The 12,324-nt window shown below is 61.3% G+C and carries 23 protein-coding genes and 1 pseudogene; 1 reads left to right on the plus strand and 23 read right to left on the minus strand.

Annotated features, from left to right (window positions below; genetic code table 11):
• Nucleotides 1-4 precede the first annotated feature (4 nt).
• Entirely contained in the window at nt 5-712 is a 708-nt protein-coding gene (locus OA2633_RS03510) for a YafY family protein (protein ID WP_009801109.1), read from the minus strand.
• Nucleotides 713-819: 107 nt separating this feature from the next.
• Between OA2633_RS03510 and OA2633_RS03515 the strand changes: the two genes are divergently transcribed.
• The gene (locus OA2633_RS03515; RefSeq protein WP_040612429.1) at nt 820-1,176 is read left to right on the plus strand and encodes a VOC family protein; all 357 of its coding nucleotides are present in this window, start codon (nt 820-822) and stop codon (nt 1,174-1,176) included.
• Between the two features lie 79 nt (nt 1,177-1,255).
• Here the strand turns inward: OA2633_RS03515 and rplQ are convergent, their stop codons facing one another.
• From rplQ to rpsS, 22 genes and pseudogenes are all read right to left on the minus strand, one after another.
• On the minus strand, nt 1,256-1,675 hold the full coding sequence (gene rplQ / locus OA2633_RS03520) for a 50S ribosomal protein L17 (RefSeq protein WP_009801111.1): 420 nt from the start codon (nt 1,673-1,675) through the stop codon (nt 1,256-1,258).
• Between the two features lie 47 nt (nt 1,676-1,722).
• Nucleotides 1,723-2,741 (minus strand): annotated as a pseudogene (locus tag OA2633_RS03525) (DNA-directed RNA polymerase subunit alpha).
• A gap of 91 nt (nt 2,742-2,832) precedes the next feature.
• Nucleotides 2,833-3,222 (minus strand): 30S ribosomal protein S11, encoded by a 390-nt coding sequence (gene rpsK / locus OA2633_RS03530; protein WP_009801114.1) that lies wholly within the window; start codon nt 3,220-3,222, stop codon nt 2,833-2,835.
• Between the two features lie 12 nt (nt 3,223-3,234).
• Entirely contained in the window at nt 3,235-3,603 is a 369-nt protein-coding gene (gene rpsM / locus OA2633_RS03535; RefSeq protein WP_009801115.1) for a 30S ribosomal protein S13, read from the minus strand.
• Between the two features lie 192 nt (nt 3,604-3,795).
• A complete protein-coding gene (locus tag OA2633_RS03540; protein WP_009801116.1) occupies nt 3,796-4,359 on the minus strand; it encodes an adenylate kinase in 564 nt (187 codons plus the stop codon).
• Nucleotides 4,356-5,699: a preprotein translocase subunit SecY gene (gene secY, locus OA2633_RS03545; protein WP_009801117.1), complete on the minus strand. Its 1,344-nt coding sequence runs from the start codon at nt 5,697-5,699 to the stop codon at nt 4,356-4,358. Before secY ends, OA2633_RS03540 begins: the two co-directional genes overlap by 4 nt.
• An 82-nt stretch (nt 5,700-5,781) precedes the next feature.
• Nucleotides 5,782-6,264: a 50S ribosomal protein L15 gene (gene rplO, locus OA2633_RS03550; RefSeq protein WP_009801118.1), complete on the minus strand. Its 483-nt coding sequence runs from the start codon at nt 6,262-6,264 to the stop codon at nt 5,782-5,784.
• 30 nt (nt 6,265-6,294) lie between these two features.
• Nucleotides 6,295-6,489: a 50S ribosomal protein L30 gene (gene rpmD, locus OA2633_RS03555; RefSeq protein ID WP_009801119.1), complete on the minus strand. Its 195-nt coding sequence runs from the start codon at nt 6,487-6,489 to the stop codon at nt 6,295-6,297.
• A 9-nt stretch (nt 6,490-6,498) separates the two neighbouring features.
• Nucleotides 6,499-7,080 (minus strand): 30S ribosomal protein S5, encoded by a 582-nt coding sequence (gene rpsE, locus OA2633_RS03560; RefSeq protein WP_009801120.1) that lies wholly within the window; start codon nt 7,078-7,080, stop codon nt 6,499-6,501.
• A gap of 11 nt (nt 7,081-7,091) precedes the next feature.
• A complete protein-coding gene (gene rplR, locus OA2633_RS03565) occupies nt 7,092-7,445 on the minus strand; it encodes a 50S ribosomal protein L18 (RefSeq protein ID WP_040612431.1) in 354 nt (117 codons plus the stop codon).
• Between the two features lie 11 nt (nt 7,446-7,456).
• On the minus strand, nt 7,457-7,990 hold the full coding sequence (rplF, locus tag OA2633_RS03570; RefSeq protein ID WP_009801122.1) for a 50S ribosomal protein L6: 534 nt from the start codon (nt 7,988-7,990) through the stop codon (nt 7,457-7,459).
• A 19-nt stretch (nt 7,991-8,009) separates the two neighbouring features.
• Complete coding sequence (gene rpsH / locus OA2633_RS03575; RefSeq protein ID WP_009801123.1) at nt 8,010-8,408, minus strand: 30S ribosomal protein S8; 399 nt, start codon at nt 8,406-8,408, stop codon at nt 8,010-8,012.
• Between the two features lie 11 nt (nt 8,409-8,419).
• Nucleotides 8,420-8,725 carry a 30S ribosomal protein S14 gene (gene rpsN / locus OA2633_RS03580; RefSeq protein WP_009801124.1) on the minus strand — a complete coding sequence of 102 codons (306 nt, stop codon included), beginning with the start codon at nt 8,723-8,725 and terminating at the stop codon, nt 8,420-8,422.
• A gap of 51 nt (nt 8,726-8,776) precedes the next feature.
• Nucleotides 8,777-9,337 carry a 50S ribosomal protein L5 gene (rplE, locus tag OA2633_RS03585; RefSeq protein WP_009801125.1) on the minus strand — a complete coding sequence of 187 codons (561 nt, stop codon included), beginning with the start codon at nt 9,335-9,337 and terminating at the stop codon, nt 8,777-8,779.
• Nucleotides 9,330-9,644: a 50S ribosomal protein L24 gene (rplX, locus tag OA2633_RS03590; RefSeq protein ID WP_009801126.1), complete on the minus strand. Its 315-nt coding sequence runs from the start codon at nt 9,642-9,644 to the stop codon at nt 9,330-9,332. The genes rplE and rplX overlap by 8 nt, the downstream gene beginning before the upstream one ends.
• A gap of 2 nt (nt 9,645-9,646) precedes the next feature.
• Nucleotides 9,647-10,015: a 50S ribosomal protein L14 gene (rplN, locus tag OA2633_RS03595; protein ID WP_009801127.1), complete on the minus strand. Its 369-nt coding sequence runs from the start codon at nt 10,013-10,015 to the stop codon at nt 9,647-9,649.
• Nucleotides 10,016-10,054: 39 nt separating this feature from the next.
• A complete protein-coding gene (gene rpsQ / locus OA2633_RS03600) occupies nt 10,055-10,291 on the minus strand; it encodes a 30S ribosomal protein S17 (protein ID WP_009801128.1) in 237 nt (78 codons plus the stop codon).
• A gap of 14 nt (nt 10,292-10,305) precedes the next feature.
• Nucleotides 10,306-10,500, minus strand: coding sequence for a 50S ribosomal protein L29 (gene rpmC / locus OA2633_RS03605; protein WP_009801129.1), 195 nt, complete (start codon nt 10,498-10,500; stop codon nt 10,306-10,308).
• Nucleotides 10,501-10,512: 12 nt separating this feature from the next.
• On the minus strand, nt 10,513-10,926 hold the full coding sequence (gene rplP, locus OA2633_RS03610) for a 50S ribosomal protein L16 (protein ID WP_009801130.1): 414 nt from the start codon (nt 10,924-10,926) through the stop codon (nt 10,513-10,515).
• 21 nt (nt 10,927-10,947) lie between these two features.
• The gene (rpsC, locus tag OA2633_RS03615) at nt 10,948-11,652 is read right to left on the minus strand and encodes a 30S ribosomal protein S3 (RefSeq protein ID WP_009801131.1); all 705 of its coding nucleotides are present in this window, start codon (nt 11,650-11,652) and stop codon (nt 10,948-10,950) included.
• Nucleotides 11,652-12,032 (minus strand): 50S ribosomal protein L22, encoded by a 381-nt coding sequence (rplV, locus tag OA2633_RS03620; RefSeq protein ID WP_009801132.1) that lies wholly within the window; start codon nt 12,030-12,032, stop codon nt 11,652-11,654. The genes rpsC and rplV overlap by 1 nt, the downstream gene beginning before the upstream one ends.
• A 3-nt stretch (nt 12,033-12,035) precedes the next feature.
• Entirely contained in the window at nt 12,036-12,314 is a 279-nt protein-coding gene (gene rpsS / locus OA2633_RS03625) for a 30S ribosomal protein S19 (protein ID WP_009801133.1), read from the minus strand.
• Nucleotides 12,315-12,324: the final 10 nt, after the last annotated feature.

A 12,324-nucleotide genomic window follows, 5' to 3' on the forward strand; every position in this document is an offset into this window, starting at 1 on the left:
GACCTCAGGCGAGCAGACCGCCTTCAGTCCAGATATGCTCGAATTGCGATTTGGGCCGAAGCGTGAAGCGTGCGCCGGTCAGCCGCGCCTCCCGGATCCGGTCACATCTCAGCGTCCGCGGCTCGCCCCTGAGATGATCAAAGGCGATGACATACCAGACCGGGTATTTCAGCAGCAGGTAATGCGGCTCGATCCGCCGCTCTGTGACCATCAGGTCCTCGCGCTGATAGCAGATATCGAGGACTTCCTTGTCGATGAACGCCTGGTGCAAAGCCTTCACCACTGGATCGGGCGGCAAAGACGCGCTCGCCTGTACAAAAGTGGACGAGGTGACGCCGACGAGAATTCTCGATTTCAGCGCCTCCACCCTCTCGCGCTTCTCTGGCGAGAAGGAAGCGATCAGCTGGCGTCGGACCGCGTCCAGGCTGGCCAGGAAGATCGGCGATCCTAATTGCTGCGCCACCTCGATGCCGATGAGCAGATCCACCGCCTCTGCATAAGCGAGGTTCAGTCGTCCGACGCCCCAGCGGCGATCCAGTCGCACGCCGCCTCCGCGTCCGCGATCAGTCTCGATCGGCAGCCCCTGCTCGCGCAACAACGCCAGGTCCCGCGTCAGGGTGCGCTCGCTGACCCCATGGGTCTTGGCCAAATCCTTGATGACGCAAAACGGCTCAGCCTTCAGCTGCGCCGTGAGCCTTTCAAGCCGCTGCATTCTGGTGGACGCGTCTGATCTCGTCATTCACCAAATACGACATAAAATGTCATATTTGGAAATAACCTTGTCTCTCAACGTCACAGACGCACTCAGGAGAGACAGACGTGCAAATGAATTATTTCGTCGCCGGTACGAACAATATGGAGGCTGCAATCCGCTTCTACGACCAGCTCTTCAGCCATTTCGGCATCGTACAGGCCGCACAGACCGACCGGATGTCCTACTGGCTGGGCGACGGGTTCGCTTTTGCGGTGGCGGCCCCCTTTGATGGGAAGCCAGCGACACACGGCAACGGAACAATGATCGGTTTTCATGTCGGCGCGCCCGAGCAGGTCGACGCGATCTACAGGAGAGTTCTCGAACTGGGCGGGACGGATGAGGGAAAGCCGGGACAACGCGGCCCCTATTACTCCGCCTATGTGCGCGATCTCGATGGCAACAAGATCTGTTTCAACGCCTAGAGGCGCTTAGTCCCGCGCAAACGAAAAGGGCCGCATCCCGAAGGATGCGGCCCTTGTCTCGTTCGAAAGTGCGAAGACCTTAGTCTTCAGCGCCCTCGACAGCCTCCTCACGCGCACGATCGGCGGCGCCTTTGGCTTCGGGATCGCGATCAACCAGCTCGATCACAGCCATCGGCGCGTTGTCGCCATGACGGAAACCGGCTTTCAGAACGCGGGTGTAACCACCATTGCGTTCTTCGTAGCGCGGGCCGAGGGTTTCAAACAGCTTGGCCACCTGATCCTTGTTGCGGATCTTGGAGATCGCCTGACGGCGAGCATGCAGATCACCGCGTTTGGCCAGGGTGATGAGCTTGTCCATGATCGGCTTGAGCTCTTTGGCCTTCGGCAGGGTGGTGACGATTTGTTCGTGCTCGATCAGCGACGCGGCCATGTTGGCGAACATGGCGCGACGGTGAGTCGAGGTGCGGTTAAGCTTGCGGTGGGCGACGCCATGACGCATCGGTTTTCTCCTTCAATCCCGGTTAGGGACGCCTCGCGGCGTTCCTCCTAGATTTGATCCTCATATTTCTTGGCGAGATCTTCGATGTTCTCCGGCGGCCAGTTCGGCGCGTCCATGCCCAGATGCAGACCCATCTGTGCGAGAACTTCCTTGATCTCGTTGAGCGATTTGCGACCGAAGTTCGGGGTGCGGAGCATTTCCGCCTCGGACTTCTGAATGAGGTCGCCGATATAGACGATGTTGTCGTTCTTCAGGCAGTTCGCCGAACGCACCGACAGCTCCAGCTCGTCCACCTTTTTCAGAGGGCCGGGTTGAAGTCCAGCTCCGGCTTGTCGTCCTCGGCCGCACGGGCTTCGGAAGGCTCTTCGAAGTTCACGAAGATCTGGAACTGGTCCTGCAGGATGCGAGCGGCATAAGCCACGGCGTCCTCGGGGGTCACAGCGCCGTTGGTTTCGACTTCCAGGATCAGCTTGTCATAGTCGAGCACCTGGCCTTCACGCGTGTTCTCCACGCGATAGGCGACGCGCTTGACCGGGCTGTAGAGCGCGTCCACGCCGATGAGGCCGATCGGGGCGTCCTCGGGGCGGTTGCGGTCAGCCGGGACATAGCCCTTGCCGGTGTTCACGGTCAGGACCATGCGCACATCCGCATCCTCGTCGAGGGTGCAGATGACGTGATCCTTGTTGATGATCTCGACGTCAGCGGTCTCTTCGATGTCGCCGGCGGTCACTTCGCCCGGGCCCTGCTTTTTCAGGGTCAGACGCTTGGGACCTTCGCCATGCATGCGAAGCGCGACCTGCTTGAGGTTCAGGATGATGTCGGTGACATCCTCCCGCACGCCCTTGATGGACGAAAACTCGTGCAGAACGGAATCAATCTGCACCGCCGTGATCGACGCGCCCTGCAGCGAGGACAGCAGAATGCGGCGCAGCGCATTGCCCAGGGTCATGCCGAAGCCGCGCTCGAGCGGCTCAGCAATGATCTTGGCTTGGCGCACCGGATCAAAGCCAGGTTGGATTTCCGGCTTCATCGGGCGGATCAGTTCCTGCCAGTTCTTTTCAATCACGGACATCACCCCTTCAGGCGTGCGGCGCGACAGCCAGAAGGCTGCGCGCCGGACCAAAGTCGTCAATCAGCGCCTCGGACGCTGAAAGAATTTAGACGCGGCGGCGCTTCGGCGGACGGCAGCCATTGTGCGGAATCGAGGTCACGTCGTGGATCGTCGTGATCGTGAAACCGACAGACTGCAGCGCACGGAGCGCGGACTCACGTCCCGAACCCGGGCCGGAGACCTTGACTTCAAGCGTCTTGACGCCGTGCTCTTGCGCCTTGCGGCCTGCATCTTCAGCAGCCACCTGGGCAGCGTACGGCGTGGATTTGCGCGAGCCCTTGAACCCCATGGCGCCAGCCGACGACCAGGAAATCGCGTTTCCTTGCGCGTCGGTGATGGTGATCATGGTGTTGTTGAAGCTGGCGTTCACATGCGCGACGCCAGCCGTGATGTTCTTGCGCTCGCGGCGGCGGACGCGGGACGGTTCTTTTGCCATTACCCTCGTTCCTTATTTCTTCTTGCCGGCGATCGGCTTGGCCGGGCCTTTACGGGTGCGCGCATTGGTGTGCGTGCGCTGGCCGCGGACCGGAAGGCCACGACGGTGACGCAGGCCACGATAGCAGCCCAGATCCATCAGACGCTTCACGTTCACCGCGACTTCACGGCGAAGATCGCCTTCCACGGTGTAGCCAGCGTCGATGGCTTCACGGATCTGCAGAATTTCAGCGTCGGTGAGCTGGCTCACACGCTTCTCGGCGGGAATACCCACCTTTTCACAAATTTCCGCCGCCATAGCCGGGCCGATGCCGTGGATATAGCGCAGCGCGATCGTGACGCGCTTGTTAGTCGGAATGTTGACGCCGGCGATACGTGCCACGACGCTCTCCTTGTCTCATCAGCCTTCGCAGCAGAAGACGCTGAAAGAGCGCAACCGGTTTGGCGGCGCTTATTTCGACGTCTGCCCCTGCGAGCGAAGGGCGCTTATTATAGGCGCTCACCTGTCGCGTCAACCGCGATAGGAAGCCACCCGTCCTGTTTTTCCAGACCGGACCGGCCTGGAAGCTGCTCTTTACTGGTCGAGCGCCGCTGCAATACGTGCAGCAACCTCGTCCATCTGACCCATGCCGTCCACATCAGACAATTTGCCCTGCCCCTCATAGTAGGGAATCAGCGGCGCGGTCTGGGCGTTGTAATTCTCGAGCCGAACCTTGAACGCCTCGACGGTGTCGTCGGCGCGGCCTTCCTGGGCGGCGCGTTTTTCCATACGCGACACCAGCTCGTCCTGATCCACCACAAGCCGCACGACCTTGTCGATCTGCGTGCTGCGTGACGCCAGGAGTTCATCCAGCGCTTCGGCCTGGGCCACGGTGCGCGGGAAACCGTCGAAAATGGCGCCGCCGGCGATTTCAGCCTCCGGCAGGCGTTCCTCGATCAGGGCGATGACGATCTCGTCGGAAACAAGATCCCCACGGTCCATGATATCCTTGACCTTACGGCCCAGTTCGTTGCCGGCCGCAATGGCGGCGCGCAGCATGTCGCCCGTGGAGAGCTGAAGCCATCCGTAATCGGCGACCAGACGCTTGGCTTGGGTGCCCTTCCCCGCCCCCGGCGGGCCGAACAATACCAGGTTCATCGCTTGCGCCCCCTCAGTTTGGTCTTCTTGATCAGGCCTTCATACTGGTGGGCCAGCAGATGGGACTGGATCTGACCAACCGTATCGAGCGTCACCGACACCACGATCAGCAGCGAGGTGCCGCCAATGTAGAACGGAATGCCCGAAACTTGCGCCTTCAGGAACTCGGGGAGAACACAGACCAAAGTCAGATACGCAGCGCCAATGACGGTCAGGCGCGTCAGCACATAGTCCAGGTACTCGGCCGTACGCTTGCCAGGGCGGATGCCCGGCAGGAAGCCGCCATACTTCTTCAGATTGTCCGCGGTTTCTTCCGGATTGAAGACCAGCGAGGTGTAAAAGAAGGTGAAGAAGATGATCATGGCGGCGTAGAAAGCCAGGAACAGCGGCTGTCCCGGGCCAAGCATGGCCACGATATTGGCCAGCCAGTCCGGACCGGACTGGGAAAAGCCCTGAATGGTCGCCGGCAGGAGCAGCAGCGAGGAGGCGAAAATCGCCGGAATCACGCCCGCCGTGTTCAGCTTGAGCGGCAGGAAGCTCGATTCCCCGCCCATCATGCGATTGCCCACCTGACGCTTGGGATACTGGATCAGCAGACGACGCTGGCTGCGCTCCATGAAGACAACGAACGCCAGCACGACGACGATGCCGACCAGCATGGCGATGATGACCGGACCGGCGATGCTGCCTGAAGCGCCCGCCTGCAGCGCATTGACCAGCGCGCGCGGAAGCTCGGCCACAATGCCGGCGAAAATGATCAGGGACACGCCATTGCCCACGCCGCGAGCGGTGATCTGCTCACCCAGCCACAGCAGGAACATGGTGCCGCCCACCAGGGTGGTGACGGTCGTGATCAGGAAGAACGGACCCGGATTGATGGCGATGGACGCGCCGTCTGTCACGGTCTGCATGCCGATGGCGATCGCGAAGGCCTGGGCGGCGGCCAGAACCACGGTCAGATAACGGGTGTACTGGTTGATCTGCTTGCGACCCTGCTCCCCGCCATCCTTCTTCAGACGCTCCAGTGACGGAATGGTCGCCGCCATGAGCTGCATGATGATGGAGGCCGAGATGTACGGCATCACGTTCAGCGCAAAGATCGCCATGCGCTCGACGGCGCCGCCGGACATCATGTTGAACATGCCCAGCACGCCTTGGGATTGCTGCTGGAAGGCCAGCGCAAACTGTGCGGGATCGATGCCCGGGACCGGCACGAAGGTGCCGACACGGTAGATGACCAGGACCAGGAGCGTGAACAGAATGCGCTTCTGCAGCTCCTTCGCTTGGGCGAACGCCCCGAAATTCATGTTCTGGGCGAGCTGTTCAGCGGCTGACGCCATATCGGTCGGATGCTCCCTGAGAAAGCCCTCAAAGCGCGGAGGGACCGCTTCCAGTTAGGAAGCGGTCCATCTCAACGCCAGCTTATTCGGACTGATCTTTGGCGGATTTGGCGAGGACGGTGACTTTGCCGCCTGCTTTCTCCACCGCTTCGATCGCCGGCTTGGAGCCGCCAGCCACCGTCAGCTCAAGTTTCGCTTTCAGCTCGCCGCCGCCGATCACACGCACGCCGTCCTTGGCGCGGCGGATGACGCCAGCCTTGATGAGCGCTTCGGCGTCGACCGGCGTTTTCGCGTCGAGCTTGCCAGCGTCCACAGCGGCTTGCAGCTTGGCCAGGGTCACTTCAGCGAACGCCAAGCGGTTCGGCTTGTTAAAGCCGCGCTTGGGCAGACGTTGATAGAGCGGCATCTGACCGCCCTCAAAGCCCTTGATGGCGACACCCGAGCGAGACTTCTGGCCTTTAACGCCGCGTCCGCCGGTTTTGCCCTTGCCAGAGCCGATGCCACGGCCGACACGCATACGCGACTTGGTCGCGCCGTCGTTATCGCGCAGTTCATTCAAGCGCATCGTTTGTCTCCTTGGTGAGAGGGCGCGGGATTAACCGCGCTCCTCCACGATCTCAACCATGTGAGCGACCTTGCGGATCATGCCCCGAACAGACGGGGTGTCCTCAAGCTCGCGCTCGCGGCCGATGCGGCCCAGGCCCAGACCCTTGAGGGTCGCGGTCTGGTCCTTCGGACGGCGGATGGGGCTGCCGGTTTGGCGCACCACCAGGGTTTTCTTGTCAGCCATGCGTCCCTCCTAGGATTCGATGGCTTCCGGCGAGCTGGCGCCATCTTGGCGACGCTCGACCAGATCCGCGACCTTGATGCCACGCTTGGCGGCCACGGTGCGCGGGCTGTTCTGGGCCTTCAGGGCCTCGAACGTGGCGCGAACCATGTTGTACGGGTTGGACGAACCGGTCGATTTCGCGACCACGTCCTGAACGCCGAGTGATTCCAGCACCGCACGCATCGGACCGCCGGCGATGACGCCGGTGCCCGGAGGGGCGGAGCGCAGGATCACCTTGCCGGCGCCCCAACGGCCTTTCGCATCATGGTGCAGGGTGCGGCCTTCACGCAGCGGCACGCGCACCATCATCTTCTTGGCTTCTTCGGTCGCCTTGCGGATGGCTTCCGGCACTTCACGCGCCTTGCCCTGCCCGAAGCCGACGCGGCCCTTCTGGTCACCGACCACCGCGAGTGCGGCGAACTGGAAGTTCCGGCCGCCTTTCACGGTTTTGGCGACGCGGTTGATCTGGACCAGCTTGTCGACCAGTTCCGGTTCGGCGTTGTCGTCGTCCCGGCGGCGGCGATCGCGGCCGCGATTGTCTTCTCGTGCCATGCGTTCGCTCCTTAGAAGTTCAGACCGCCCTCGCGAGCGGCGTCAGCGAGCGCTTTCACACGCCCGTGGAAGATGTAACCGCCGCGGTCGAACACCACATCGGTCAAACCTTTTTCCTTCGCCCGCTCTGCGACCAGCTTGCCGACCTCGGCAGCGGCTTCGACGCCGGACTTGGTGATCTTGTTGTCTTTTTCCATCGTGGAAGCCGACACCAGGGTCACGCCGTTCGCATCGTCGATGATCTGGGCGTAAATGTTCTTGGACGAACGGAAGACCGAGAGTCTCGGACGGCCGTTGCCCATTTTGCGGAGCCGGGTGCGCGTGCGCTGAGCGCGGCGCCGCATTTGTTCTGCAGCAGATTTCATCGCCTGGCCCCTTACTTCTTCTTGCCTTCCTTACGGCGGACATATTCGTTCGAATACTTCACGCCTTTGCCTTTGTAAGGCTCCGGCGGACGGAATTCGCGAATTTCCGCCGCGGTCTGACCCACGGTCTGGGCGTCAGCACCCTCAATGGTGATCTCGGTCGGCTTCGGCGTCGCGATCTTCACGCCCGCGCGCGGGGTGTAGACGACGTCGTGAGAGAAGCCGAGCGAGAGCTTGAGGTCATTGCCCTGCATTTGAGCGCGATAACCGACACCGATCAGTTCGAGGTCCTTCTTGAAGCCCTCGGTCACGCCTTGCACCATATTCTTGATGCGGGCGCGCGCGGTGCCATACATGGCTTTCGCGAATTTCGAATTTTCAGCCATTTCGACCGAAATGGCGTTGTCCTCTTGCTTGATGCGCACGCATGCGGGCGCTTCGAAGCTGAGTTCGCCTTTCGGGCCTTTGACCGACACCTGCGCCCCGGTGACGTTCGCCGTCACACCGTTGGGGATTTCGACAGGCAGTTTGCCTAGACGCGACATAGTTCTGGCCTCCCTGTCTCTAGCTGACGTGGCAAAGGATTTCGCCGCCGACGTTCTTGGAGCGAGCGACTGCGTCGCTCATCACGCCTTGCGGGGTCGAAATGATGGCGATGCCCAGGCCGTTCATGACGAGCGGCAGATCGCGCACCTTGCGGTATTCGCGACGGCCCGGCTTGGACACGCGTTTGATGTCGGAGATCACCGGCTGGCCTTCATGATACTTCAGTTCGATCTCGAACTGCTTGAAGCCCTTGGCGTCGGTGGTCTCGGTGTAACCGCGGATGAAGCCCTCTTCCAGGAGCACTTCGAGCACGCGGCCGCGAAGTTTCGAGGACGGGGTCACCACGGAGGTCCGCTTGCGCATCAGCGCGTTGCGGATACGGGTTAGCATATCGCCGAGAGGATCGTTCACGGACATCTAAATCCCTCCTACCAGCTCGACTTGACCATGCCCGGGATCAACCCGTGGCTGGCCAGCTGACGCAGCGCAATGCGCGACATCTTCAGCTTGCGATAATACGCGCGCGGGCGGCCGGTCACCTGGCATCGGTTACGGATGCGGGACGGCGCCGAGTTGCGCGGCAGCGAGGCCAGCTTCAGTTGCGCCGCAAAGCGCTCTTCAACCGGCTTGTCCGTGTCGCGTGCGATCGCTTTCAGAGCTTCACGCTTGGCAGCAAAACGCTGAGCCAGGCGTTGGCGCTTGAGATTGCGTTCGACTGCACTCTTCTTAGCCATTCAGTTTTCTCCTCGCGTGCGAGACCCTCACGGTCCCGCTCTCCTGCTGCGTTAGTTCGAGAACGGAAAGTCGAACTCGGCCAGCAGGGCCTTCGCTTCTTCGTTGGTGCGGGCCGTGGTGCAGACGACGATGTCCATACCGCGGATCTTCTCAACCTTGTCGTAGTCGATCTCGGGGAAGACGATGTGCTCTTTCAAGCCCATCGCATAGTTGCCCCGGCCATCGAAGCTCTTGCCGTTCAGACCGCGGAAGTCGCGGACGCGCGGCAGAGCAATGGTCACCAGGCGATCAAGGAATTCGTACATACGATCCTTGCGCAGGGTCACCTTGGCGCCAATCATCTGTTCTTCGCGCAGCTTGAAGCCGGCGATGGATTTCTTGGCGACCGTGCCAACCGGCTTCTGGCCGGCGATGGCTTCGAGATCGGCAAGCGCGCCGCGGATTTTCTTGGAATCCTGAGCCGCTTCGCCAACGCCCATGTTGATCACGACCTTGTCCAGGCGCGGGATCATCATCTCGTTCGCATAACAGAACTTTTCCTTCAGACGCGCGCGGATTTCCTCGCGGTATTTCGTCTTCAGGCGCGGTTCGTATTCAGCAACGTCAGCCATCGATCACCTCACCGGATTTCTTGGCTACGCGCACTTTCTTGCCGTCCTCGACCTTGAAGCCCACACGGGTGGCTTCGCCGGATTTCGGATCGACCAGAGCCACGTTGGACACGTGGATAGACGCGTTTTTCTCAACAATACCGCCCGGGGTCGTCTGGGCCGGACGCTGGTGGCGCTTGACCACGTTGACGCCCGACACCACCACACGGTCTTCCTTGGGAAGGACCTGGGTGACCTCGCCGGTCTTACCTTTGTCGCGACCGGTCAGAACGATGACCTTGTCGCCCTTTTTGATCTTCGCAGCCATGGTTACAGGACCTCCGGCGCGAGCGAGACGATCTTCATGTGGTTCTTGGCGCGCAGTTCACGGGGAACCGGGCCGAAGATCCGGGTGCCGACCGGCTCGTTGTTGTTGTTCAGAATAACAGCCGCGTTGCCGTCGAAACGGATGACGCTGCCGTCGCGACGCTTGATGTCGCGAGCGGTGCGTACGACGACGGCCTTGCGGACGTCGCCCTTCTTAACGCGGCCCTTGGGCGTGGCTTCCTTGACCGAGACGACAATGATGTCGCCGACGCCGGCATAGCGGCGTTTCGCGCCGCCCAGCACTTTGATGCACTGCACGCGGCGGGCCCCGGAATTGTCGGCCACGTCCAGATTGGTTTGCATCTGGATCATCGCGATCCTCCGTTAATAGTGGATCATCCACGATCAGGCTTACGCCTGGTCGGAGACGACCTCCCACCGCTTGAGCTTCGACTTCGGCGTGCATTCCTGGATCTGGACACGCTCGCCAACCTTGATCGCGCCCGACTCGTCGTGGGCGTGATATTTCTTCGTACGGCGCACGGTTTTGCGCAGCAGGGGGTGCAGGAAGGTGCGCTCAACGCGCACGATCACGGTTTTAGCCTGCTTGTCGCTCACCACGACGCCTTGAAGGATGCGCTTCGGCATGGACCCAAGCCCCCTTAATTTTCAAGCGCGCGGCGGCGCTGATCCGTTTTGACCCGGGCGATGTCCCGGCGGATCTGCTTAAAGCGCGCAGTGTTTTCCAGCTGGCCGGTGGCCTGTTGGAAACGCAGGTTGAACTGTTCTTTTTTCAGCTTGAGGAGTTCGTCCTGAAGCTGATCGTCGCTGAGAGCGCGGACGTCTTCGGCTTTCATGCTTCCCTCCTCTTACTCACCCGGACGGGTGACGACTTTGGTCTTGATCGGCAGCTTGGCTGCGCCCAGGCGCAGTGCTTCGCGTGCCACATCATCCGGAACACCATCGATTTCGAAGATGATCCGGCCCGGCTTGACTTTGGCCACCCAGTATTCCGGCGAGCCTTTACCTTTACCCATCCGGACTTCGGTCGGCTTCTTGGACACCGGCAGGTCCGGGAACACCCGGATCCACACGCGACCGGCCCGTTTCATGTGACGGGTGATCGCACGACGGGTCGCCTCGATCTGACGGGCGGTGATCCGCTCCGGCTCGACCGCTTTCAGGCCATAGGATCCAAAGGTCAGCGTGAAGCCGCCCTTGGCCTGACCGTGAATGCGGCCTTTGTGCGCCTTGCGGAATTTGGTGCGCTTCGGCTGAAGCATGGTGCTACTCCCTCGTTCCGCTTACGCTGCCTGACGGCCAGAGCGGGTGCGCTGCTCGCCAGAGTCGAGCATGCGACGCTCTTGCGCCATCGGGTCGTGTTCCATGATCTCGCCTTTGTAGATCCAGACCTTGATGCCGATGATGCCCATCGCGGTCTTGGCTTCAGCGAAACCGTAGTCGATGTCCGCACGCAGGGTGTGCAGCGGAACCGAACCTTCAGAATACTTCTCGACGCGTGCGATCTCGGCGCCGCCCAGACGGCCGCCGCACATGATCTTGCAGCCTAGGGCGCCCATGCGCATGGCGGTCTGCAGCGAACGCTTCATGGCGCGGCGGAAGGCCACGCGGCGTTCGAGCTGCTGGGCCACGCTCTCGGCGACCAGGGTCGCGTCGACTTCCGGCTTGCGCACTTCGACGAGGTTCAGGAACACTTCGCCCTCAACCATCTTCGAGACCTTGCGACGCAGCTTCTCGATATCCGCGCCTTTTTTGCCGATCACGACACCCGGACGCGCCGTGTGAATAGTGATGCGGCACTTCTTGTGCGGACGCTCGATGATGATGCGCGACACGGACGCGTTCTTGAGTTCCTTTTTCAGGTACTCGCGAATGCGCAGGTCTTCGTGCAGCAGATCGGCGTATTCCTCGCCCTTGGCGAACCAACGCGATTCCCAGGTGCGGTTGATGCCGACGCGCAGGCCGATCGGATTAACCTTCTGACCCATTAGGCGGCCTCCTCAACTTCACGCACGACGATCGTCAGCTCGGAAAACGGCTTCAGGATCTTGGCGCCGCGACCACGCGCACGGGCGCGGAAGCGTTTCATGACCAGGTTTTTGCCCACATAGGCCTCGGACACGACCAGAGAGTCGATATCCAGACCGTGGTTGTTTTCCGCGTTGGCGATGGCGCTCTTGAGCACCTTCTTGACGTCGGCGGAATGACGCTTGCGCGAGAATTCCAGGTCAGCCAGAGCGCGTTCAACCTTCTTGCCACGGATCAGCTGGGCAATGAGGTTGAGCTTCTGCGGGCTGATGCGGATCATCCGCAGCTTTGCGCGCGCTTCATTATCCGCGACGCGGCGGGGATTTGCAGCCTTGCCCATCGCTTACTTCCTCTTGGCTTTCTTGTCCGCCGCGTGGCCGTAATAGGTCCGAGTCGGAGCGAATTCGCCCAGCTTGTGACCGACCATCTCTTCGGAGACGAGAACCGGAATGAACTTGTTGCCGTTGTGGACCTGGAAGGTCAGACCCACAAACTGCGGCATGATCGTCGAGCGGCGCGACCAGGTCTTGATCGCTTGCTTGCGGCCGCCGTCATGAGCAGCTTCGGCTTTCTTCAGGAGGTATCCGTCGACAAACGGACCTTTCCAGACAGAACGAGGCATGGCGCAGCCG

The sequence above is a fragment of the Oceanicaulis sp. HTCC2633 genome, assembly GCF_000152745.1.
In the GTDB taxonomy this organism is placed as follows: Bacteria; Pseudomonadota; Alphaproteobacteria; order Caulobacterales; family Maricaulaceae; genus Oceanicaulis.